Origin of the sequence: Reyranella massiliensis 521 (assembly GCF_000312425.1) — a bacterium.
In the GTDB taxonomy this organism is placed as follows: Bacteria; Pseudomonadota; Alphaproteobacteria; order Reyranellales; family Reyranellaceae; genus Reyranella; species Reyranella massiliensis.
This window is the reverse complement of record NZ_HE997181.1, coordinates 697,148-719,479: the sequence shown is the minus strand read 5'-3', so window position 1 is coordinate 719,479 and position 22,332 is coordinate 697,148. Positions and strand designations below refer to the sequence as shown.

Sequence of the window (22,332 nt, the reverse complement as noted above, 5' to 3'; positions counted from 1 at the left end):
ACAGACCGACATATCGCACTTGAACTGCTGAATGAACTTGTCCTGTCGACGGCAGAAATCGAGGCGGTACGATCCTCCGAAAGGAAGCAACAAATCGATGAAGACGTCCCTCCTGCTGCAAGCAACTGATCGTACCGTCGTGATCGAACGGGCAAGCAGCGCGACGTAGGAGACGATGACGACGCCCATCCTGCTACGGGCTATCGACCGCTTCGTCTCGACTGCAAGGGACAGGAGCGCCGCCGACTCAAATGGCAGGTTTCGCCATTTCGTCCTTGGCGTCTCGAACAGCGCTCCGACCGTCGTCGACGACGCGCCGAGCCTGATCCGCGCCCTCTCGACCAGCAATGCGCCCACCCAGCCGAGAGGCGAAGCCTATGTCCTGAGGGCGGGTGGCGTCCGGCTTACCTACTTCGCGGCCGAAACGCCCTTCGAAGTCGAGACGGAACCCGAGCCTGACCATCTGTCGGTGCGCTATGTCATCCACGGCCAGAGCACTTACTCAATGGGAGATTCCGTCATCGCGACGGCGGGATCCGGCGATTATACTTTTCGGTTCAGCAAGAGCCCTCTCATACGGCTGTCGGCATCGGACAACTACAGCGCCCTTCTGCTTTCCATCCCAATACCGACCGAGCGGCGCTTCTCGATCGACGTCCGAGAAGAGACCAACCAGCATATCAAGCAGTATCTGGAAAACGGCTTCATCGCCGTCAGCCAGTCGAGCTTGTGGAGCGCGCACCTTGCCTATGTCCTCCACTATGCCCTCGAAGACGTCTGCTCCGGCATCAGCGCCTGCACCCCCAATTTGGTCCTGAACGAATTTCTCTATCTGCTTTGTACGCGGGAGCTGGCAGCTCAAGTGCAGAGCCGCGACGTGAACCAGCAATACACGGTCATTCCCCTCAAGCTGAAGATCGCCGAGAACTTCGTGATTGCGAACGCAGCCAAGGCGCCTTCGGTCGAGGATGTAGCGGCCGTGGCCCGGCTGAGCGTGCGCAGCCTCCATACGCTTTTCGTCAAGTTTCGTGGCGCCTCACCCAGCGCGTTCATTCGCGAGCAGCGACTGACAGGAATCCGCAGCGCTCTGTGCAGCGCCAGGAACGGCGCCACCGTGTCGGAAATCGCCATCGCGTGGAATTATCAGAACTTCGGAAACTTCGCGGCCACGTACAGGAAGCGCTTCGGCGAACTTCCATCGGAGACGCTGGGTTGCGCGGAGCGTCGAGCAGCGGCCCATCGGTAGTCCGGCAGACCCATTACAGCCGCGTTGCCAGTGCAGAATGTTCGCGCAAAGCTAAGGGAGGGGTTGCCAGGTGCGTTGATGGTAGTGGCCATGCGTTGCGAATTGCTGCGGGAAACCTGCGGTCGATGACACCCTACCTGCAGCAGGCGATCGACCGTTTCATCCTGACAACCAGGGAAAGGAACAACGGAGGCGAGAAAGGTCCGTTCGTCCATCGCATCACGACGGCGCAGCAAGGACGACAAACCATCGTCGAGGGTGTTCCTGGCGAACCTCGCATTCTGACGCCTCAGGATGGGACTTCAGACCTCACAGGCGAGGTCTGCGCCTTGGCGGCCGGCGGCGTGAGGTTTGTCCACTTCGCCTACGATGGTCGCGGCGTTGCCGAGTTCACGCTCGACTCGGAGTATCTGGGCGTCCACTACACAAGCCGAGGGGAACGGACCTATTCGGTAAACAATTCGATCATCGCGCGGGCCCGGGCCGGCGACTACGTCTTTGCGATCAACAAGAGCCCGTTACTCAAGCTTTCCCTATCGGCAAACTTCGCCGGTCTATCGGTATTTATTCCGATTCCGCCGGCACAGCGCTTTTCGCTCCGGAACAAGCCTGATCCCCAAGAGGGCCTCAAGCCGTATCTCGAGCATGGTCTGGTCGTCTCAGGTCCCTCGAATCTATGGGGGACACACCTTGCCTACGCCCTGGACCATGCTGTCGCATCGTCCTCGCCTGGAGTCGACGCAAAGGCCACCGGCCCACTACTGGACGAGTATCTGTATCTGATCTTCTGTCACGAGCTGGCACCTCAGGCGACGCTGCGCGACACGGACCAGCAGTATGTGGCCATTCCCCTCAAGCTGAAGACCGCCGAAGCCTTCGTCATCGAGAATGCCGTCCGAGCACCGTCGGTCAAGGAAGTCGCACTCGAGGCCGGGCTGAGCGTGCGCAACCTTCATACTTTGTTCGTCAAGTTCCGCGGCATGTCACCTGGCGAGTTCATCCGCGAGCGTCGATTGATCGGGATGCGCAATGCGCTGCGGAATGCCAAAGGCAACACGACCGTATCGGAGATTGCAACACTCTGGGGCTACCACAATTTCGGAAACTTCGCGGCCGCCTACAAGAAGCGCTTCAGCGAGCGGCCGTCCGAAACGCTGGGCCGTACGGAGTGACGAGCCAGCTGACATAGAGACCAACATCAGCCGGATATTGGAACGGTGAGCCCGACCTTCACGCGATCCATAGCAACGAAGGTCCGGAACCGCTTGACGTTGTTGTTTCCGAAGAACAGGCGCCGTGTGGCGGCCTCGTAGGCTGCCATCGTCGGCACCAGCATGATGAGGATGAAGTCTGCCTCGCCTGTCACGTAGTAGCATTGCTGCACTTCCGGGGCGGCGGTGAACTCACGCTTCGCTGCATCAATGAGATCCGCGCGTTCGCTCTCCATCTCGACCTCGACAAAGATGGTGATGGGGTGGCCAACCATCGCCGGATCGATCACCGCGACATGGGCCTGGATCACGCCTGCCTCCTCCAGACGCTTGATGCGCCGCTGCACGGCCGGCGCCGACAGATTCACCGCCTCGCCTATGACGCGCTGCGACGTCGTATTGTTCTTCTGCAGAACGGCGATGATGGCGAGATCGAAGCGGTCGAGCGAAACAGCGTTGGAGGGTGGCAGGGTCAACATCCGCTCCTGGCGAACCAAACTTGCAATCGGATGGCCAGAATACAGCGCTTCTTTCGCATCTCGAGCAATAGACTTACACCATTCGGCCATGTGCGGAGTGTCATGTTCCTCGTCAATCGCCATCCTGACTATCGAACCCGGCTCGCTTCCATCGATGCGGAAACCCTGGGAATTGCGGCCGCCCGCGAAGTCGACCGCTTCCTCGGCCATCGGGACAATCACACCGAAACCCCGCTGCAAACGCTGCCCGGCCTCGCTGCGGAACTCGGTCTCGCCGAACTCCACATCAAGGATGAGGGCTACCGCCTTGGCCTTGGCAGCTTCAAGGCGCTCGGCGGGTCCTACGCCGTCATCCGTCTGGTCCTCGAAGAGTCGTCGCGCCGGTTGGGACGCACGATCGACGTCGGCGAGCTGCATGACGCAGCCGTCAAAGCCATTGCGGCCACCATGACCTTTGCCTGCGCCACCGACGGCAACCATGGCCGTTCGGTCGCGCAAGGCGCCGCGCTCGTGGGCGCACGTTCGGTGATCTTCGTCCATGGCGGTGTCAGCGACCAGCGCGTCGCCGCAATCGCCCGCTTCGGCGCCGAGATGGTTCGCGTGGATGGCACCTACGACGACTCGGTGGTCGAAGCGGCGCGCGTCGCCGGCGAGAAAAGCTGGACGATCGTGTCCGATACGTCCTGGCCGGGCTACGAGCGCATCCCTTTGCTGGTCATGCAGGGCTACACAGCGATCGGCCACGAAGCGCTGCGCCAGCTTGCCGAGCCGCCGACGCATGTCTTCGTGCAGGCCGGGGTTGGCGGCATCGCGGCCGCCGTCGCAGGCCATCTCGCTCTGGTCCTTGGCGATAGACGACCTCTATTCGTCGTGGTCGAACCCGCGCGCGCCGCTTGCCTTCTCGAGACCGCAAAGGCCGGTCACATCGTAAAGGTCGCGCATGGCGAGCCGACGGTGATGGCGATGCTCGAATGCTACGAGCCGTCGCGGGTAGCCTGGCGCATACTGGCACGCGCCGCCGACGCATTCATGACTGTCGACGAGGACGAGGCAATTGCAGCGATGAATCGCCTCGCGCGCCCGGTGGCGCAAGATCCCGCCATCGTGGGCGGCGAGAGCGGCGTCGCGGGCCTCGCCGGCCTGATGCGAGCCGCCACGACGGCCGATATCGGCGCGAAACTGGCGCTCGATCGTTCGTCGCGTGTCCTCGTCATCAACACCGAGGGAGCAACGGATCCAGTGCGCTATACCGAGCTCGTCGGGCTGGACCCGGCTACGCTTCGACCTTCGAGCGGCCAGACAGGATGATCTGGCGATCGCGGCTTTGAGCCCGGCGGCAGAGACCACGTGCGGCGCGCATCTCGATCATAATTTCGCAATGACGGCGGTTGGCATTCTACCCGTTTTGGAACGGTTTCCGCTGGCCTGGGGTAGACCACGCTGGCAGTACGAACGCCCCGTTTTCAAATACGCGCTCCCCTCGCTCATGGCCTTCGACTGGGTAATCGACTCAAGAAAGAAACTGATCATCGTTAGTGGCGAGGGTGAGTTCACATTTGCTGAAGTATGGGACTATCTGGCGGCCGTCGCGGGAGCAAATGCCCTCACTTACCGCCAGCTGCTCGACCTTTCGCAGGCCTTTACCGAACTCACACCGGCCGAGGCCATGGAACTCGGCGTACGCATGCGGATGCAACACGGCCAGTCCGTGCCAGGTCCTGTTGCTGTGGTAATGCCCCGGCGACAATCCGATTCGGTCGCGCGGCTGCTCGGCATCATGGCGACTGCAGAGCGGCCGATGCGCTTGTTCAATGAATTCGAGCCGGCGCAGCAATGGATCGACAGTCTCGTCCGCACGCCATCCGCCGACGAAAAACCACGCGTTTGATCTGAGCGGACCTGACTGCCGCGGCAGAGAGACGGGTCGCCGACACCTTTCCTACTCTGCTGTTGTCAAAGCTGGGGACTGGTGCCCTAATTCCATCGGGACAAGCGGTCGAGTTCTCTTCCCGCGTATCTCCAGTTTTCCGCATCAATGTTGTTCGCGTTTCCCGGATCAGATCGGCTGGCCGGCAACCGCCTCAGGCTTGCGGACCACCTTCACGTTGACCGGGCTTCCTGTCGCTTCCGTTGGAACCGTACCGCTTTGCCCCCGACCGGGGTGTTCAGTCCTTCCTGCATCGTTCGACGTGCCTCCGGCGGATCGTCCTCTAATCGCGTTCGCAGTTTACGGGTCCTTGCCGCGTAGCCGCTCCGGACCGTCATCGAAGGAGGAAGCAATGGTGGACGAAAGCAAACTCAACGAATTCATCGGACAGATGCTGGGAGACCTCGGCGGCGCAGCCAGCATCGCCATGGTGCGCATCGGCGACGGGCTGGGCCTCTACAAGGCACTGCAAGCGAAGGGGCCGATGACCTGCGCCGAGCTGGCCAAGGATGCCTCAGTGAACGAGCGCTACTTGCGCGAGTGGCTGTCGCACCAGGCTGCGTCGCACTATCTGAGCTACGATCCCTTGACGAGCAAGTTTGCCTTGCCGCCCGAACAGGCGATGGTGTTCGCGATCGAGGACAGCCCAGTCTACATGATGGGCGGCTTCGATCTCATGGTCGCTCTGATGGAGAACCAGGCAAAGGTACAGGCAGCTTTCAAGTCAGGCGGCGGCGTGGCCTGGGGCGACCAGGCTGGATGCATGTTCTGTGCCGTCGCGCGCTTCTTTCGACCTGGTTATCAGAACAATCTGATCCAAAGCTGGTTGCCTGCTCTGGATGGTGTCGTCGCCAAACTGGAGCGCGGCGCGACGGTGGCCGATGTCGGCTGCGGTCACGGCTGGTCGACCGTGCTCATGGCCAAGGCATTCCCGAAATCGACATTTGTCGGCTACGACTTCCATCCGGCTTCGATTGCGGCGGCAGAAGCTCATGCGCGCTCTCACGATGTGGCCGCCAACACACGCTTCGAGGTCGCAAAGGCCAAGGAGTATCCTGGCAAGGACTTCGACCTGGTGACCTGCTTCGATTGCCTGCACGACATGGGCGATCCGGCAGGGGCCGCCGCGCACATTCGAGGGTCGTTGAAGCCGGATGGCACCTGGATGGTTGTCGAGCCCATGGCGCGGGATCGGCTCGAGGACAACATCAATCCGGTCGGACGTCTCTTCTATGCCGGCTCGACCATGATCTGCGTGCCGACATCGCTGTCGCAGGAGGTCGGAGCGGCGCTGGGTGCACAGGCCGGAGAGGCGAGGCTCAGGGAAATCATGGGTGGCGCGGGATTCGGCAAAGTTCGCCGCGCTACGGAGACGCCGTTCAACATGATTCTCGAAGCGCGGTCTTAGCCACTTCGCATTGCCGCCATGACACGCGCCGCCGTCCGATCATGCGACGGCGGCCGGCAATCCCGAATATCTCACCTGCCTTCGCCAGAATTCGCCGGTCGGCAGAGCAGTCTCTGCCTGGAGAAACCAAGCTCGTCGCCCTAGTTTGACTCGCCAAATCTTAATGTCCTAATGTCATAACAATACAAGATCAGACGCAGAAGCGTCAGTCACCATAGCCCCGGGAGGGAACGATGAAGCGTCTCAAGACTGCTGTCCGCGGGTTTGCGCTCGCCTGCCTGAGCTTTGCTTCACTGTCGGCCGCCCGGGCCGAAGACATCGTCGTTACCCATTACGGCTCCCTGTTGTACGGCGTGCCCTACGCCATCGCGATGGAGAAGGGCTACTTCAAGGAGGCCGGCGTGGACATCACCGGCATCCTGACCTCCAAGGGCGGCGGCACTTCCGTGCGCAACATGATGGCGGGCGAGACGCTGTTCGCCGAGGTTGCCCTGCCCGCGGCGTTGAGCGCCATCAAGGAAGGCTTCAACATCAAGATCATCAGCGGCGGAACCGACGGCCGCAGCAGCTTCTGGGTCACGCGCCCCGGCGAGAAGATCGACAAGCCCGAGGATCTCAAGGGTAAGCGCTTCGTCTACTCCCGGCCGAAGTCGGTGAGCGAGAGCATTACGCTCGCCGTCCTCAAGTCGTGGAATGTGCCCGCGACCGATGTGAAGATGGTGGCGATCGGCGACTTCGGCGCAGGGCTCACTGCGCTCGAGCACAACAAGATCGACGTAGCGATCATCCCCGAGCCGATCTACTCCCAGAAGGAGAAGGCCGGCGTGAAGTACAAGATCCTGCCGTGGCTGGACGAAAGGCTGCCCGCTTATGCCCAGACGGTGGGTATCGCGACCGACGAGGCCATCGCCAAGCAGGGGCCAAAGCTGAAGGCGGTCATCGAGGCGCGTCGCAAGGGTGTGGAGTTCCTCTATGCCAACCCCAAGGAAGCCGCCGCGATCGTCGCCAAGGCCTACAACTTGCCGCCCGATGTCGCCACCAGTGCCATCGGGAATGTGCTCAAGATGAACCCGACCTGGTGGGGCCGCGGCGACCTCAAGCAGCCTCTGATGGAGGCCATGGCCGAAGCCCTGGGATCGGTCGGCGCGCTACAGCTTCCGGTGGACTGGAAGGCCGCGACCAACGACAGCTTCGCCCCGCCGTCGGCCAAGACTCAATGAAGACCGGCGCCACGCGGCTGACCGCCGTCGCGACGGCGGCACAGCCGGACATCCATGCGCGGCTCGAGGGCGTAACGCGCATCTACCCGCCCCGCGCCGGACATGGTGAAGTACATGCGCTGGGTCCGATCTCGCTGGACCTGCGGGCGGGCGAATTTTTCAGCGTGGTCGGACCGTCGGGCTGCGGAAAGTCGACACTCCTCGACGTGCTGTCGGGCCTCGCGGTACCGTCGGCCGGCACGGTGGAGTTCGAGGGCAAGCCAGTGCGCGGCGAAGTACCGGACGGTGTCGGCGTCGTGTTCCAGGAAGATGCAAGCTTCCCTTGGCTGACTGTCGAAGACAACGTGTCCTTCGGCCTGCGCCGTTCCGGTGTCGACGGCACGGAAACCAAACGGCGCGTCGACTTCGCGATCGGCTTCATGGGCCTGCGCGATTTCCGGCGGGCCTATCCCAGCCAACTGTCGGGCGGCATGCGCCAGAGAGTCTGCATCGCGCGCACCCTGGTGCTGCAGCCGCGCCTGATCCTACTCGACGAACCGTTCGGCGCGCTCGACCAACAGACCCGCCTGTTGATGGGCGACGAATTGCTGCGCCTGTGGCGCGAGACCTCCGCCACGGTATTGCTGATTACCCATGCGCTCGACGAGGCCAACCTGCTTTCGGACCGCATCGGTGTGATGTCGGCACGGCCTGGCCGCTTCATCGAGATCGTCGAGACCGGCTGGCCGCGCGAGCGTGATTCGCGACTGGCCGAGCGCCCGGATTTCGGCGCTGTCACCGCCCGCCTCTGGTCGTACCTGCGGGCTGAATCGATGCAGGCCCTGGGCCAGGGGAGCATGGCCCGGTGAGCAAGGCGACCTGGATCCGAACGGCCGTCCTGATCGGCGCCGTCGGCGCCCTGGAGATTGCCTGCCGCAGCGGTGCCATTGCGGCCAGCATGGTCATCGCCCCCTCGGCAATGGTCGTCGCTCTGGTCGAGACCTTGCAGTCCGACGACATCGGCGCCCATCTCAGCCAGACCCTGTCCGCAGTCGCCATCGCCATGAGCCTGTCGATCGTCGGCGGTTTCGTCATTGGCTTCATTCTGAACTGGGTGCCGTTCCTGCGGCGGGCCTTCAGCCCCTTCCTCGCCGCCTACTACGCCATCCCGCATTTCGCGTTCTATCCTCTGCTGATCGTGATCTTCGGCCTGGGCTCGACGCCGCTGATCGTGCTGGCGACGCTCTTCGCCATGGTCGCCATGATCCTGGCCACCATGGCCGGCCTCGACCGCGTGCCGCGCGTTCTGCTCAAGACCGCACGCATCCATCGCCTGTCGCTGCTCGACGAAATCTGGCGTATCCGGCTGCCGGCCGCGGCACCACATCTCCTGTCGGGCCTCAAGCTCGCGGTCGCCTACTCCTTCATCGGCGTGATTGCCGGCGAATTCATTCTGTCGACAAGCGGCATCGGCCACGAGATCGCCTTTGCCTACGACAATTTCGACAATCCGCGCATGTATGCCCTGATCCTGTTCGTGCTGGCGATCGTCACGACGTTCAATATGGCGGTCTACGCCTACGAACGGCGCCTCATGCGCCGACGCGGAGCGTGAGATGGCTGGCATGTTTTCCTTCCGCGCGCTGCGCGATCCCATCCTGGTGGCGATCTCGCTGGTCGCCTTGTGGCAGGTGCTGCACCATATGGCAGGCGACGTCGCCGTCACTGCGCCCGTGCCCACGCTCGCCCATCTCTGGGAGATGATCGGCCAGGCCCGTTTCCTGCCGCACCTCAGGGAGACCGGCCTCGCCTTCCTGCAGGCACTGGCGATCGCCTGCGGGGGCGGCGTCCTGATCGGCGTTGTCCTGGGCGGTCACAAGCTCACCGGCGAAGTCGCCGAGCCGATCCTCGTGGGCCTCTACTCGATCCCCAAGATCACGCTCTACCCGGTGATCCTCCTGCTCTTCGGGCTGGGCATGCCGGCCAAGGTCGCATTCGGCGCATTGCACGGGATCATTCCGGTGGTGCTGTTCACCATGAATGCCGTGCGCAACGTCAACCGAACCTATCTTCGCGCCGGCCGAGCCATGCGGCTTACCCCGATGCAGACCGGCTGGCATATCCTGGTCCCCGCCACCCTGCCGGAGATCTTCTCCGGCCTGCGGATCGGCTTCTCGCTGACGCTCCTCGGCACCATGCTCGGCGAGCTCTTCGCCTCGCAGCGCGGTCTGGGCTTCCTGCTGATGACGGCTATCGACCTGCACGACGTGAAGACGATCCTGGCCATCGCCGTCCTGATCTCGACCTTCGCCATCCTGGCCAACGCCGCCCTGCTCGCTATCGACAAGCGCCTGCATCGCGGAGCGGCGCCGGACACTTCGGGAAAATAGCGCCATGGATCGCGTTCCCCTCCAGCGCGAGATGGGCGCGCCGCTTCATCACCAAATCTATCTCGTCCTGGCCGACGGGATATCGGCGGGAAGGTATGGAGTCGGCGAGCCGCTGCCTACCGAAGAGCAGCTCACCCAGATGTTCAGCGTGTCGCGCATCACCGTGCGCCGCGCCATGACCAGCCTGCAGGCCGCCGGCCTGATCGAGCGCGGCGCCGGCCGGCGCACCATCGTTCGGCGCCAGCTCGGCCAACCTCTGGCCGTGCCCGCCGCCTCGGCGATCGAGAACATCGCGGCCTATGGCGCCGAGACCGTGGCGACGGTCCTGGAGTTCGACTACGTGCCGACGCCATCCTTCCTGCAAGCCGATCTATGGGACTCACGCGACAAGCCGGTACAGCGCGCCGTTCGCGTGCGCCGCCAGAATTCCGATCCCGTCATGTACCTCACCAGCTACGTTCCCGAGGCGCTGGGCCGGACCTTCACGCGCGGCGAGCTGAACCGCATTCCGATGTTCCAGCTTCTCGGCCGCGCCGGCGCCCATATCAGCGGCGGTGAGAAGATCGTGTCGGCGACGCTCGCCGATCCGCTGGTGGCCTCCCGGCTCGAGATCAAGGTCGGCGCACCGCTGCTGGAGATGCGCAGCATGATGCTCGACCAGCATGGCCGCGCCGTCGAGTACGTCAAGATGCTGGCCATTCCGGACCGGCTGAAGCTCCGCCTGCAGGTGCGGGGCGACGGCATGGCGCCACTGCCGTTTTCGCTGCGGCCAAAGCCCCAATCTTCGAGAAAAGCCAGGAAGTGAAGGAGACGATCATGTCCAACGCCGCCAAATTTCGTACGCTGCTCGCAGCCAAGAAGATGATCGTGGCGCCGGGCGCCATCGACTGCATCACCGGCCGCGCCATCGCCCACGCCGGCTTCTCCGCCGCCTACATGACCGGCGCCGGCACTTCGGCGACGCTGGGCTATCCCGACTACGGCCTGATCACCATGAGCGAGATGGTGGGCAACGCTTCCCGCATCGTGAACTCGATCGACATTCCCCTGATCAGCGACAGCGACACCGGCTTCGGCAACGAGCTCAACGTCTTCCGCACCGTGCAGGAGTTCGAGCGCGCAGGCGTCGCCGCAATCCATATCGAAGACCAGGTGTTTCCCAAGAAGTGCGGCCATCTCGACAACAAGGAGCTGGTGAGCCGCGAGGACTTCATCGCCAAGATCCGCGCCGCTTCCGCTGCCCGCAAGTCGAAGGACTTCTGCATCATCGCCCGCACGGACTCACGCGCCGTAGTAGGCCTCGAGGAAGCCGTCGAGCGTGCCAATGCAGCCCTTGCGGCCGGCGCCGACGTGGCTTTCGTCGAAGCGCCGCAGACCATGGCCGAGATCGAAGCGGTGCCGAAGCGCGTCAAGGGACCGTGCCTGCTCAACATCGTGCGCGGCGGCAAGACGCCCGAGATCGAGCTCGAGACCGCCGAGCGCATGGGCTACGCCATCTCCATCGTCCCCGGCCTGTTGCTGGGCGGCATCATACAGACCTGCGACCGGCTGCTGGGCGACCTCAAGCAGGGCAAGTTCCCGCCAGTCACCGGCTCGCCGGGCAAGACATTCGCCCGCTTCGGCGCCGCCGAATGGGATGCGCGCCGCACCGCCTTTCGCGATCCGATCAAAGTCGCAGCGGAATAGGGAGTTCGTACCATGGCCGCCGCAGCGCGAACGATGTTCGAGAAGATCTGGCAGCGTCACATCGTCGTCGACCGTCCCGACGGCTATACGCTGCTCTACATTGATCGCCATCTCATGCACGACGGTTCGGCGGCGGGCTTTGCCCGGCTGCGCGAACGCAAGATGAAGTTGCGCCGGCCCGATCGCGGGTTTGCAACGCCCGACCATTATGTGCGGAGCGACAGCCGGTCCATCGCGGACATCGCCGATCCCAATCATCGCAAGCTGGTCGAGCAGATCCGGACCAACACGGCGGAGAGCGGCGTCACCCTGTTCGATCTCGGCGACGAACGGCAGGGCATCGCACACGTCGTTGGGCCCGAGCAGGGTGTGACCCAGCCCGGCCTTACGCTCGTCTGTGGCGACTCCCACACCTCGACGCACGGCGCACTGGGTGCGCTCGCCTTCGGCATCGGCTCGTCGGAAGTGGCGCACGTCATGGCCACCCAATGCCTCTGGCAGCGCAAGCCCAAGGCGATGCGGGTCAGCGTCGACGGCACGCTGGGCGCCGGCATCACCGCCAAGGACGTGATCCTGGCGATCATCGCCAAGATCGGCACCGCGGGCGCCGTCGGACATGTCCTGGAATATGCCGGCAGCGCCATACGCGATCTGTCGATCGAAGGACGGCTCACCGTCTGCAACATGTCGATCGAGGCCGGCGCGAAGGCCGGCATGGTGGCGCCGGACGACAAGACCATCGCCTATCTCGAAGGACGCCCCTTTGCGCCCAAGGGAAAGGAATGGGATAAGGCCGTCGCCTTCTGGCGCGGCGTCGCCAGCGACGAAGGCGCCGCGTTCGACCGCGATGTCAGCCTCGACGCGGCCGCCATCACGCCGATGGTGACCTGGGGCACCAGCCCCGAAGACGCGCTCCCGATCACCGCGCGCATCCCCGAGCCCTCGACCGCGCCCGATGCCGCCAAGAAAGACAGCATGGAGCGCGCGCTCGACTATATGGGCCTGACTCCGGGCACGCCGCTCGAAGAGGTCCCGGTCGATCGAGTCTTCATCGGCTCCTGCACCAACAGTCGCATCGAGGATCTTCGCGCCGCCGCGAAGGTGGCCGAAGGCCGCAAGGCGGTGATCCCCTCGTGGGTCGTCGCCGGCTCCGGCCTGGTGAAGAAGCAGGCCGAGGCAGAAGGGCTGGACAAGATCTTCCGCGCGGCGGGTTTCGAATGGCGCGAACCGGGCTGCTCGATGTGCGTCGGCATGAACGGCGACACAGGCAAGCCCGGCCAGCGCATCGCCTCGACGTCCAACCGCAACTTCATCGGCCGCCAGGGCCCGGGCGTACGCACGCATCTCGTAAGTCCGGCGATGGCCGTGGCGGCCGCCGTATCGGGCCATTTCACCGACGTGCGCAAGCTGCTGGCTTAGGAGGGATGACCATGGAACCCTTTACGACGCTCGATGCGGTCGCGATCCCGATCGACCAGCCCAACCTCGACACCGACCAGATCATCCCGGCGCGCTTTCTCGGCAGGCCACGCGACACGCAGGTCGAGGCGCTTTTCCACGACCTGCGCTATACGCCCGAGCGCGTGCCGCGGCCGGAGTTCGTCACCAACATGCCGGCTTTCGCAGGCGCCCGGATCGTCGTGGCGGAACGCAACTTCGCCTGCGGGTCATCGCGCGAAAATGCCGTCACGGTGATGGTCGACAATGGACTTAAAGCCTTCATCGCACCGAGCTTCGGCGACATCTTCTTCAACAACTGCTTCCAGAACGGCGCACTACCGATCCGGCTGCCTGCCCCGCGCGCGGCCGAACTCCGCGCTGCTCTGCACGCCCATCCCGGCGCCAGGATCAAGATCGACCTTGCCAGTCAAACCGTGGTCGGGCCCGACGGCAAGACGGATCGCTTCGAGATCGATTCCTTTCGCAAGGACTGCCTCCTGAACGGCAAGGACGAAGTCAGCCTGACGCTGGGCTACGAGAAGGAGATCGCGGCCTTCGAGGCCAAGCAGCGGCAGGAGATGAGCTGGCTGTAGGACCAGCGAAGCGTGGCCCGACCCTCGGCTGGCCTCGAACGGTGCTGAAGAATCCTCGCGGGCCGGTCGCCACTCCGGCTGGCCATGTTCAGTTACCTACGCACCGTGAGGTCATGGCCGCTGTCTTCGGATATCCGCTCTTGGGCTTGCCCCCGCTTCCGTGGGCCCTCCCCCGGCTCCCGTGCGTATAGCTGCGTGTCTGCATTCCACGCCGCCGCGAGTGGCGAAGGGCTTACACGGGCGCTGGAAATCTGGCCAGCGTCTGTTTTCAACAGTCACGCGGAAGGTCGGGCGCCACCGTCGACACCAGGGCCAGCGGAAGCGTCCCGCAAAGCAGGTCGAGGTCGATGCGGCGGTCCAGCAATTCCACGACCCCACCACCCAGCCAATCGTAAAGCGCCAGGGTTAGCGGTGCGGCGTCGAGCGTTAAGCTGAGCCCTTTCCAGGCATCGGGCGACAGGCCGAGCCCGCCATCGGGCGACAGCTTGCCGAGCATCAGACGCGGGGCAACAACCAGCATCCAGTCCCGCTCGGTGCGCCGCAGAAAGGCAATGGCCGACCGGGCGCCTTCACCCTCAATGCATAACGGCGTGTAGTCGCCTGCAGCGAAGAGTTCGGGCATCTGCCGGCGCAGAGCGAGCGCGCGCCGGACTAAATGCTGCTTGATCCGCCCATCGCGCCAGGAAGCGGCCAGCCCGGCAAGATCGTCCAGCCTGCTGCCCCGAGCGCGCAGATCGAAATCGACTGGCCGGCGATTATCAGGATCGACGAAGCTGAAGTCCCAGAGATCGCAGCCTTGATAGAGGTCGGGCACGCCCGGCACCGTGAATTTCAACAGACACTGTGCCAGGCCGTTGATGGCGCCGGCCGGTGCGATGCGGCGGATGAACTCCACGATCTCGCCCAGCATCTCGGGCAAGGCCGCCTCGGCCACTAGGCGGCGCGTGAAGGTTTGCGCCGCCGCTTCGTACGCGACGTTGATGTCGGCCCAGTCGGACTCGAGCTTGGCTTCACGCAGCGCCTTTTCCTGCCAATGAACCAGACGCTCGGCAAAGGCAGCCCGTCCTGCGACGTCGCCGGGATCAAGGTCGAGCGGCCAGCCGCCCACCACCATCTGCAGCAGCATAGCGATGTCGCCGGCGCTCGGCGCGAACTCGTCCCCGACCTGCGTACGCAGCGCATTGCACGAGGCAAGCCAGCGTGCGAGCAGCGACGTCCATTCCGGCACGCATTCGCTGAGCGTCGCGAGACGGGCGCGGAGATCCTCGCCGCGCTTGTGATCGTGCGTCGCCGTTGCCAGCATCGCCTGCGGAAACGTCGCTTGGCGCGCCGCGACGCGTGCATGGAAGTCGGCCGGCTCGATACCCAGTACCGTCGTATCGAAGCCCACGTCGTTGCGCGAGAGCAGCCGGCCGAAACGATAGAAGCCCGTATCCTCGACGGCCTTGGCGGCAATCGGCGCACTGAGCTGCTGCAGACGCGCCATTGCCCTGTTCCAGAGCCGAACGTCCTCCGGCACTGTTGGGGGCATGCACATGGACGCGATCAACGGGGCGACCGCCCAGCGATCGGTGGCGAGGCAGCTTCGATGCGCGGCTTTGCCGACCTGCGTCAGCAGGGCGGCATCGGTCGGCGCCAAAGCACCGTGTGCGGCATAGGTCCGGTACACCGGCAAATGGATCAAGAACTCGGTCAGCAAGCGACGAAGCGTCGGTCGCGGTACGGTGCGCGCGAGGAGCACCTCGAAGGCAAAAGCACAGGCTTCGAGCTGCGCCGAGAAGCTGCGAGCGACGATCTCGCGCCGCGCCCACCGCTCTTCCACCTCGAAGTTGGCCGGTCGGCCGCTCAGCGTTGCCCAGGCTTCACCCAGTCCGGCGGCCTGGCCGCCATCGTGCTGGAGCGCGCTGACATCGTTCATGAAGTCGTAGCCCGTGGTGCCATCGACGTTCCAGTCCGCCGACAGGGTCTCGTCCTTGAGAAGAATCTTCTCGATCACCAGCCAGGCATTCGGACGATCATGGGCCGCTGCAACCGATTGCAGCCGCATGCGCAGGGTACGGCAGTAACCAGCCGGATCGGTCAGGCCATCGACATGATCGATGCGCAGGCCGTCGACGATGCCCTCGGCAAAAAGACGCAACGGCAGGGCGTGCACCGCCTCGAAGGCGGACGGCTCCTCCATGCGCAGGCAGACGAGTTCGTTGATGTCAAAAAACCGCCGCCAGTTGAGACGATCCCCCGCGACGCGCCAAAAAACCGGGCGATAATGCTGCCGTGCCCGCAGGGTGCGCAGATCGAGCCGATCGTCGGCATCGCCTGTCGTCAGGGGATAGAACTGCGCGCCATAGCGCAGCGCCGGCCGGCCCTCCCCGTCCCGCTCGACCTTCAGCTCGCCCGCGGCGATTGCCTCGTCAAGCGACCTGCCCAAGATCGGCAGCAACAGCTTGCCGTCGGCCCACGGCGCATCCCAGTCGATATCGAACCACGAGGCGTAGCGGCTCGCACGACCGTGCAGCAGGACATCGCGCCACCACGGATTGGAGGGATCGGCGGCCATGTGATTGGGCACGATATCGAGGATCAGCCCCAGGCCGGACTGGCGTAGCGAAGCAGCGAAGGACCGCAAGCCTTCCTCGCCGCCCAGCTCGGGATTGATCCGCGTCGGGTCGATGACATCGTAGCCGTGAGTCGAGCCGGCCCGCGCCGTCGTGAGCGGCGACGCATAGATATGGCTCACTCCAAGTGCTGCGTAGAAGCCGACATGCCTGGCAGCATCGGCGAAGGTGAAGCCGCCATGGAACTGCAGCCGCAGCGTCGCGCGCGGCGTCATGTCCGATGCCGACCAATCAATGCGGCCCGGCGCTTAACCTGCGGCTGGTGCATCAAATCCGCCGCCAGCGGCGCCAGACGCCGTCGCCAGTTCGGATGCTGGTCGATCGTGCCCGGCAGGTTGGGCTGGTCGCTGACACCGAGCAGGTCTTCGACTGGAGCCAACATCAGTGGCGCCGGCGAGGTTGCAACGAAGCCAAGGGCTGCATCGACGGCAGTGTCCGGCGCATCGGGGGGCGGGGCCGTGGTTTCGAACGTGACGCCGGCGCGGCGGAAAGCCTGCCACAGACGGCGACGATCGCGGCGACGCCCTTCCTGCTCGTCCTCCTGAGCCAGGCCAGCTTCTTGGCGAGCCTCGATGTCGGTACCGCGCCACCAGCCGGCCACGGTCGGCAGGTCGTGCGTCGTCGTCATCGACACCGCGTCCGGCCGCCAGCGGGCCGGGGTACGGAAGCCCGAACGCGTGCGCATGAACCACATCACATCCATGCCGGCGACGCCGGCCTTGCGCAGCCGCGTGCGAAAGCCCGGCGGCACGGTGCCAAGGTCCTCGCCGATGACGACGGCGCCGTGGCGATGCGATTCGAGCGCCAGCAGCCTCAGCAAGTCGTCCAGCGGATAGGTGAGATAGGCCCCCTGGGCTGGCGGCGCACCGTCGGGGATCAGCCACAGTCGCTGCAGCCCCATGACATGGTCGATGCGCACGCCGCCGGCATAGCGCATTGCGGCCCGGACCGTTGCGAGAAAGGGCTCGAAGCCACGTGCGGCCAACGCATGCGGAGAGAAGCCGACCAGACCCCAGTTCTGGCCCAGCCGATTGAAGGCGTCCGGCGGCGCGCCGATCGACAGCCCAAGCAGGAGGTCGGATTGCCGCGACCAGGCGTGGCTGCCCTGCGGATCCATGCCGATCGCGAGATCGGCGATCAGGCCAACACGCATGCCCGCTTCCGTCGCCGCCCTCTGTGCTGCCTCGAAGGATCGCGCGGTGATCCATTGCTGAAAAAGGTGGTAGCGGGTCGAAGGCGCCCCACTCCCCCCTGGCTCGTCGGTCGCTTGCACCGGCCAGCTACGCCAGTTGCTGCACTGTGGCGTGGCGGCGCGCCACTGGGCGTGGAGCGCCTCGAATGTTGCATGGTTCTGGAGCGTTTCGCCGCCGGCCTCGACGAAGCGGATGAAGTCGGCCGCGAGGGGGGTCGCAGCCACAATGTCATGCACTTCAAAGTCATCAAACAGGCGACGGAACAGCGCGAACTTCGCCGAGCTGGCTGCGCGCCAGTCGATCAAGGCGGCGCTCTCGAGATCGTGGGCATCGACACGATGTCGGGCGACGCGTTCCTCGCCAAAGACGACGGCAGGATCGGCCAGCAGGGGATTGAGGAAGAGCCTACTGGATGGCGAATAGGGGCTGTAGAGGCCCGGATCAGCGGCGAACAGGCTGTGGGCTGGGCTGAGCGCGACCGCATCTGCGCCCTGCCCTGCTGCGGCTTGGGCCAGCTGTCGTACCGCACTCGCATCGCCGATGCCACAATCACCTCGCCGGCGCAGGGAGTAGATCTGAGCGGAGATTCCCCACAGGCGACGGCCATCGCCGCATTGCGCCAGCGTCAGGCAGCGCGGCGGCGCCACCGCCACGGTTATTTCGCGACCAGCAAGCCGCAGGCGGTGGTAACCGACCCGTTCCATCACCGGGCCGACGGTGCGTTGCCCCCGGACGGCGAAGCGCACCGGCATGACCTCACCGGATTCGAGCACCAACTCGCCCATACCATTTGCCGACCTGGCCTTCGCCGGCAGGGCGAGTTTTTCGCCCACGGTCACACTGACGAGCGGTGGAATCGCCTCCTTTGCTCCCTGCAGACGCCGGTGGCTCTCGGCAATTTCCGACGGCGTGGTCGCAGGATAGCCAAGGGAAGCAAGAATGGTGCGCGCGGCGTCGAGATCGATGTGCTGCGCGCCTCCCGACGCGTCCGTCCAGTCGACGGCCAGACCGGCAGTGCGCGCGAGATCGAACACCGCCTCGTCGCTCACGACGGCGGCTCCAGCAGCGCAACGGTCGATCCTGCCATCAGTGTGCCGCGTCGAAGACTTTCCGCCGCGTCGTTGCGGGACTCGAACAGAAGATTGCCTCGAAGGCGCTCGCAAGTCGCATCGTCGCGACCGAGATTAGTGGCGATCATGAGTATCGCGCCATCGCCCAACCGCCAACGCGCGATCACGGAGGCTGGTCCCGCCGCGACGGCCGCCAGCGCGCGCGTTCCTTTCAATCGCGGCACAAGCGCGCTCGACCGCTGATCGAGAAGCCGACGATAGAGCTCGAGACGTGCCTCACCATACCTTGCCTGAGGCCGAGGACAACTGTGGTCGAACGTCGAGAAGCTGTTCGGATCGGGAAGCTCGGCCTTTTGCCCCGCGCCGAAGCCATGGAAACCCGCAAATTCCCGCCGCCGTCCCTCGCGAACGGCGTCTGCGAGTTCGGGTTGATGATCGGTGAAGAACAGAAAAGGCGATTCGCTTGCCGTCTCCTCGCCCATGAAGATGAGCGGAATCTGCGGCGCAAGGAGCTGCAGCGCGATGGCGGCTTCCAGAGCATGACGGTCTGCGAGCGTCGTCAATCGCTCGCCGAAGGGTCGATTGCCAATCTGGTCGTGGTTCTGCAGAAAGAGCACGAACGAGGTTGGCGCGAGATCGGCGCTGGGCGTGCCACGCCGCGCTCCCTTGCGATAGGCCGAGACATCGCCCTGGTAGACGAAGCCCTGTTCGAGGGCCCGCGCTAGCCGAGCTGCCGGCCGGTCCGCATAGTCGGCATAGTACCCGTCGCTCTCGCCGCTCAGCAGGACATGGAGCACATGGTGGGCATCGTCGTTCCATTGCCCATCGAAGTCGCGACGCAGATGATCGGCGACGTTGCCGTCGTGCTCCAGCACAAGGTGAACCTGGCGTCCCGACTCGACCGTCCGTCGTACCGTGGCCGCCATCTCGTCGAGCCAGTCGGACTCGGAAATGGCGTGTACCGCATCGAAGCGCAGGCCATCGAAGCGATATTCCTGCAGCCAATAGAGCGCGTTCTCCGTGAAGAAGCGGCGGACCTCGGGCCGACGGAAATCGATGGCGGCGCCCCAAGGCGTTGCGATGTCGTCGCGAAAGAAACCTGGCGCGTAGGCGGCGAGATAATTTCCGTCGGGGCCGAAGTGGTTGTAGACCACGTCGAGGAACATCATAAGTCCCATCCCGTGGGCCGCGTCGACCAGCGCCTTGAGATCGTCTGGAGAGCCATAGCTACGATCGGGCGCAAATGGCAGAACGCCGTCATAGCCCCAGTTGCGCGTGCCAGGAAAGTCGTTGACCGGCATCAACTCGATCGCCGTCACACCGAGGCGGGCAAGCTCCGGCAAGCGCGCCCGGACGCCGGCAAAGCCGCCGAAAGCGCCGGCATGCAGCTCATAGAGGACGGTCTCCTCCCAAGGCCGGCCCTTCCACGCGCGATGTTCCCATGTGTAGGCGCGGGGATCGACGACCAGGCTCGGACCATGCACGCCTTCCGCTTGGGCACGCGCCGCCGGGTCGGGCACGGCAAGACCATTGCCCAGCCGGAAGCGATATTTCGCCCCAGCTCCGCACGGGACGGTCGCCTCGAACCAACCTCCGCCGGTGGCGGTCATAGAGGCTGGAGTCATGCCTTCGATCTCGACGTGAACGTCCTTGGCCGCCGGCGCCCATAGCCGAAAACGTGTAAGACTGGGCGATAGCAGCGTCGCACCGAAGGGCAGCGCATGGCCGTAGCGGCCGTTCATGATTGCCCGACCGAGCGATCCCGCCGCGCGAGCACCACCACCACACTGCGCGAGGCGACCAGAATTTCGATCCCTTCCTTGGTCTCCGCGAGATCGCGCTCCGGTGCATCGGGATGCGCGCTGTCGAGGATGATTCGCGCCGGCCAATGCGGTGGCGGCAGATGAAAGCTGTGATCCTCGGCGCTGGAATTGAAGAAAGCCGTAAGCAGCGTCACCGCGTCGTCGCCATTCTGCCGTGCCAGGCGCAGCACGAGCCGGCGCTCTTCCGCATCGTTCCATGAATCGCTGGAAACCAGCTCGCCGGACGCATCGAACCAGGCGATATCGCTCACTCCATCGGCAGGCATCTCCTGACCGTGCAGAAACATCGGTGCCCGCAGGATCGGTTGGCTCTGCCGCAGCGCCGCGAGGCGGGCGACAAAGGCCATCAGCGCATTGCCGTCCGCCCGTTCGAGAGGCGACCAGTCGATCCAGGAAACATCGTTGTCCTGACAATAGGCGTTGTTGTTGCCAGCTTGCGTGCGGCCAAATTCGTCGCCGCCCAGCAGCATCGGCGTGCCTTGAGCCACGAAGAGGGTTGCCAGCAAGGCGCGCTGAAGCCGCTGGCGGATGTCGAGGATCGATGGATCGTGGGTGGCGCCTTCGACGCCCCAGTTGGCAGAGTAGTTCTCGCCATGACCATCGTTATTGTCCTCGCCGTTGGCCTCGTTGTGACGCTCGGCGTAGGCCACCGTGTCAGCGAGCGTGAAACCATCATGTGAGGCGACGTAGTTGATCGACGCCCACGGCCGGCGCCACCGCCGGTCGAAGAGATCAGCCGAGCCGGCCAGCCGCGCCGCGAAGTCGGCGCGCTGCCCGGGATCGCCTCGCCAATAACGACGCACCCCGTCGCGAAAACGGTCGTTCCACTCGGCAAAGCCCGGTGGGTGGTTGCCGAGCTGATAGCCACCCGGCCCGATATCCCATGGTTCAGAGATCAGCTTGACCTTCTGCAGCACCGGATCCTGCCGGATCGCATCGAAGAAACCCGATCCCTGGTCGAAGCCGTGCGCTTCGCGCCCCAGCGTAACACCGAGATCGAAGCGAAAGCCGTCGACATGGAAGGACGTTACCCAGTGGCGCAACGAATCCATCACCATCTGCAACACGCGCGGTGTCGAAAGGTTCAGCGTGTTTCCGGTGCCGGTATCGTTGATGCAATGCCGCGGATTGTCGGGGTTGAGGCGATAGTAGCTCGCATTGTCGAGGCCGCGAAAAGAAAGCGTGGGCCCGAGCTCGCTGCCTTCGGCGGTGTGATTGTAGACGACGTCCAGGATCAGCTCGATGCCTGCCGCATGCAATCGACGGACGGCGATACGCAGCTCGTCGGCACTGCCGTCCGACAGGTAGCGCGGCTCCGGCGCAAAGAAGCCGATACTGTTGTAGCCCCAGTAGTTCCGCAGCCCCTTTTGCAACAGAGAACGGTCCTGCACGAAGGCATGGATCGGCAGGAGCTCGATCGCGGTGACTCCCAGGCGACGCAGATGATCAATGAAGACAGGATCGCCGAGCGCAGCGAAGGTCCCGCGCTGGTTGGGCCGCAGGTCGTGGCGCAGCATGCTGAGGCCGCGAACATGCGCCTCGTAGATCACCGTCTCAGACCATGGCACCGCCGGCGGGCGGTCGTCGCCCCAGGTAAAGCTCTCATCGGCGACGACCGCCTTCATGACCCCGGGGGCGCTGTCGCGTCGATCGAAGGAGAGATCGGCACGCGGAGAGTTGATGCGGTAGCCGTAGAGCGCGTCGGCATTGCGCCATTCGCCGTGCAGCCGTCGCGCATAGGGATCGAGTAGAAGCTTATGCGGATTGAAACGATGCCCGGCCTGCGGTTCGTAGGGACCGTGGGCGCGAAAGCCGTAGATCAGCCCGGCTCGGGCATTAGGAAGGTAGCCGTGCCAGACTTCGTCGGTGCACTCCGGTAGGTCGTAGCGCATGATCTCGCGCCGCCCCGAAGGATCAAACAGGCAGAGTTGCAGGCGCGTGGCATGGGCGGAGAACACCGCGAAGTTGATGCCCAGACCGTCCCACGTCGCCCCCAAGGGCCAGGGTGCGCCGGGAAGCAGTCGATCGGGCCAGGGCGACGACAATGCCATG

18 protein-coding genes are annotated in these 22,332 nt (G+C 64.5%); 13 read left to right on the top strand and 5 right to left on the bottom strand.

Annotation, left to right across the window (positions count from 1 at the left end; all coding sequences use genetic code 11):
* Positions 1–175 precede the first annotated feature (175 nt).
* Positions 176–1,246 carry a helix-turn-helix transcriptional regulator gene (locus tag BN60_RS28545; RefSeq protein ID WP_020694604.1) on the top strand — a complete coding sequence of 357 codons (1,071 nt, stop codon included), beginning with the start codon at positions 176–178 and terminating at the stop codon, positions 1,244–1,246.
* Entirely contained in the window at positions 1,213–2,418 is a 1,206-nt protein-coding gene (locus tag BN60_RS28540) for a helix-turn-helix transcriptional regulator (RefSeq protein ID WP_148283318.1), read from the top strand. The genes BN60_RS28545 and BN60_RS28540 overlap by 34 nt, the downstream gene beginning before the upstream one ends.
* Positions 2,419–2,444: 26 nt before the next feature.
* Here the strand turns inward: BN60_RS28540 and BN60_RS03490 are convergent, their stop codons facing one another.
* Entirely contained in the window at positions 2,445–2,936 is a 492-nt protein-coding gene (locus BN60_RS03490) for an Lrp/AsnC family transcriptional regulator (RefSeq protein ID WP_020694602.1), read from the bottom strand.
* Positions 2,937–3,038: 102 nt separating this feature from the next.
* On the opposite strand from BN60_RS03490, the gene BN60_RS03485 reads away from it, so the two are divergent.
* From BN60_RS03485 to leuD, 11 genes are all read left to right on the top strand, one after another.
* A complete protein-coding gene (locus BN60_RS03485) occupies positions 3,039–4,244 on the top strand; it encodes a diaminopropionate ammonia-lyase (protein ID WP_020694601.1) in 1,206 nt (401 codons plus the stop codon).
* 16 nt (positions 4,245–4,260) lie between these two features.
* On the top strand, positions 4,261–4,824 hold the full coding sequence (locus tag BN60_RS03480) for a hypothetical protein (protein WP_020694600.1): 564 nt from the start codon (positions 4,261–4,263) through the stop codon (positions 4,822–4,824).
* Between the two features lie 391 nt (positions 4,825–5,215).
* A complete protein-coding gene (locus tag BN60_RS03475; RefSeq protein ID WP_020694599.1) occupies positions 5,216–6,271 on the top strand; it encodes a class I SAM-dependent methyltransferase in 1,056 nt (351 codons plus the stop codon).
* 233 nt (positions 6,272–6,504) lie between these two features.
* The gene (locus tag BN60_RS03470) at positions 6,505–7,491 is read left to right on the top strand and encodes an ABC transporter substrate-binding protein (protein ID WP_020694598.1); all 987 of its coding nucleotides are present in this window, start codon (positions 6,505–6,507) and stop codon (positions 7,489–7,491) included.
* Entirely contained in the window at positions 7,488–8,339 is an 852-nt protein-coding gene (locus BN60_RS03465) for an ABC transporter ATP-binding protein (RefSeq protein WP_020694597.1), read from the top strand. The genes BN60_RS03470 and BN60_RS03465 overlap by 4 nt, the downstream gene beginning before the upstream one ends.
* Positions 8,336–9,085: an ABC transporter permease gene (locus BN60_RS03460; protein ID WP_020694596.1), complete on the top strand. Its 750-nt coding sequence runs from the start codon at positions 8,336–8,338 to the stop codon at positions 9,083–9,085. Before BN60_RS03465 ends, BN60_RS03460 begins: the two co-directional genes overlap by 4 nt.
* 1 nt (position 9,086) lies before the next feature.
* Positions 9,087–9,860 carry an ABC transporter permease gene (locus BN60_RS03455; RefSeq protein ID WP_020694595.1) on the top strand — a complete coding sequence of 258 codons (774 nt, stop codon included), beginning with the start codon at positions 9,087–9,089 and terminating at the stop codon, positions 9,858–9,860.
* A 4-nt stretch (positions 9,861–9,864) separates the two neighbouring features.
* Positions 9,865–10,665, top strand: a complete 801-nt coding sequence (locus BN60_RS03450; RefSeq protein ID WP_020694594.1) for a GntR family transcriptional regulator — start codon at positions 9,865–9,867, stop codon at positions 10,663–10,665.
* A gap of 11 nt (positions 10,666–10,676) precedes the next feature.
* The gene (locus BN60_RS03445) at positions 10,677–11,546 is read left to right on the top strand and encodes an isocitrate lyase/PEP mutase family protein (RefSeq protein ID WP_020694593.1); all 870 of its coding nucleotides are present in this window, start codon (positions 10,677–10,679) and stop codon (positions 11,544–11,546) included.
* 12 nt (positions 11,547–11,558) lie between these two features.
* Positions 11,559–12,965, top strand: a complete 1,407-nt coding sequence (leuC, locus tag BN60_RS03440) for a 3-isopropylmalate dehydratase large subunit (RefSeq protein ID WP_020694592.1) — start codon at positions 11,559–11,561, stop codon at positions 12,963–12,965.
* An 11-nt stretch (positions 12,966–12,976) separates the two neighbouring features.
* Positions 12,977–13,579: a 3-isopropylmalate dehydratase small subunit gene (leuD, locus tag BN60_RS03435; RefSeq protein ID WP_020694591.1), complete on the top strand. Its 603-nt coding sequence runs from the start codon at positions 12,977–12,979 to the stop codon at positions 13,577–13,579.
* Positions 13,580–13,847: 268 nt separating this feature from the next.
* Here the strand turns inward: leuD and treY are convergent, their stop codons facing one another.
* Genes treY through glgX form a run of 4 tightly spaced genes read right to left on the bottom strand, consistent with a single transcriptional unit; the run spans position 13,848 to position 22,331 of the window.
* The gene (gene treY, locus BN60_RS03430) at positions 13,848–16,409 is read right to left on the bottom strand and encodes a malto-oligosyltrehalose synthase (protein WP_020694590.1); all 2,562 of its coding nucleotides are present in this window, start codon (positions 16,407–16,409) and stop codon (positions 13,848–13,850) included.
* On the bottom strand, positions 16,406–18,436 hold the full coding sequence (malQ, locus tag BN60_RS03425) for a 4-alpha-glucanotransferase (protein WP_020694589.1): 2,031 nt from the start codon (positions 18,434–18,436) through the stop codon (positions 16,406–16,408). The genes treY and malQ overlap by 4 nt, the downstream gene beginning before the upstream one ends.
* The gene (treZ, locus tag BN60_RS03420) at positions 18,433–20,199 is read right to left on the bottom strand and encodes a malto-oligosyltrehalose trehalohydrolase (RefSeq protein WP_020694588.1); all 1,767 of its coding nucleotides are present in this window, start codon (positions 20,197–20,199) and stop codon (positions 18,433–18,435) included. The genes malQ and treZ overlap by 4 nt, the downstream gene beginning before the upstream one ends.
* Positions 20,196–22,331 carry a glycogen debranching protein GlgX gene (gene glgX / locus BN60_RS03415; protein WP_020694587.1) on the bottom strand — a complete coding sequence of 712 codons (2,136 nt, stop codon included), beginning with the start codon at positions 22,329–22,331 and terminating at the stop codon, positions 20,196–20,198. Before glgX ends, treZ begins: the two co-directional genes overlap by 4 nt.
* Position 22,332: the final 1 nt, after the last annotated feature.

What these genes read in the sequence shown, in the direction of transcription:
- BN60_RS28545 (WP_020694604.1), top strand. Translation starts at nt 176, where the DNA reads ATGACGACGCCCATCCTGCTACGGGCTATCGACCGCTTCGTCTCGACT.
- BN60_RS03490 (WP_020694602.1), bottom strand. Translation starts at nt 2,936, where the DNA reads ATGTTGACCCTGCCACCCTCCAACGCTGTTTCGCTCGACCGCTTCGAT.
- BN60_RS03485 (WP_020694601.1), top strand. Translation starts at nt 3,039, where the DNA reads ATGTTCCTCGTCAATCGCCATCCTGACTATCGAACCCGGCTCGCTTCC.
- BN60_RS03475 (WP_020694599.1), top strand. Translation starts at nt 5,216, where the DNA reads ATGGTGGACGAAAGCAAACTCAACGAATTCATCGGACAGATGCTGGGA.
- BN60_RS03470 (WP_020694598.1), top strand. Translation starts at nt 6,505, where the DNA reads ATGAAGCGTCTCAAGACTGCTGTCCGCGGGTTTGCGCTCGCCTGCCTG.
- BN60_RS03465 (WP_020694597.1), top strand. Translation starts at nt 7,488, where the DNA reads ATGAAGACCGGCGCCACGCGGCTGACCGCCGTCGCGACGGCGGCACAG.
- BN60_RS03455 (WP_020694595.1), top strand. Translation starts at nt 9,087, where the DNA reads ATGGCTGGCATGTTTTCCTTCCGCGCGCTGCGCGATCCCATCCTGGTG.
- BN60_RS03450 (WP_020694594.1), top strand. Translation starts at nt 9,865, where the DNA reads ATGGATCGCGTTCCCCTCCAGCGCGAGATGGGCGCGCCGCTTCATCAC.
- BN60_RS03445 (WP_020694593.1), top strand. Translation starts at nt 10,677, where the DNA reads ATGTCCAACGCCGCCAAATTTCGTACGCTGCTCGCAGCCAAGAAGATG.
- leuC (WP_020694592.1), top strand. Translation starts at nt 11,559, where the DNA reads ATGGCCGCCGCAGCGCGAACGATGTTCGAGAAGATCTGGCAGCGTCAC.
- leuD (WP_020694591.1), top strand. Translation starts at nt 12,977, where the DNA reads ATGGAACCCTTTACGACGCTCGATGCGGTCGCGATCCCGATCGACCAG.
- treY (WP_020694590.1), bottom strand. Translation starts at nt 16,409, where the DNA reads ATGACGCCGCGCGCGACGCTGCGGCTGCAGTTCCATGGCGGCTTCACC.
- treZ (WP_020694588.1), bottom strand. Translation starts at nt 20,199, where the DNA reads ATGAACGGCCGCTACGGCCATGCGCTGCCCTTCGGTGCGACGCTGCTA.
- glgX (WP_020694587.1), bottom strand. Translation starts at nt 22,331, where the DNA reads ATGGCATTGTCGTCGCCCTGGCCCGATCGACTGCTTCCCGGCGCACCC.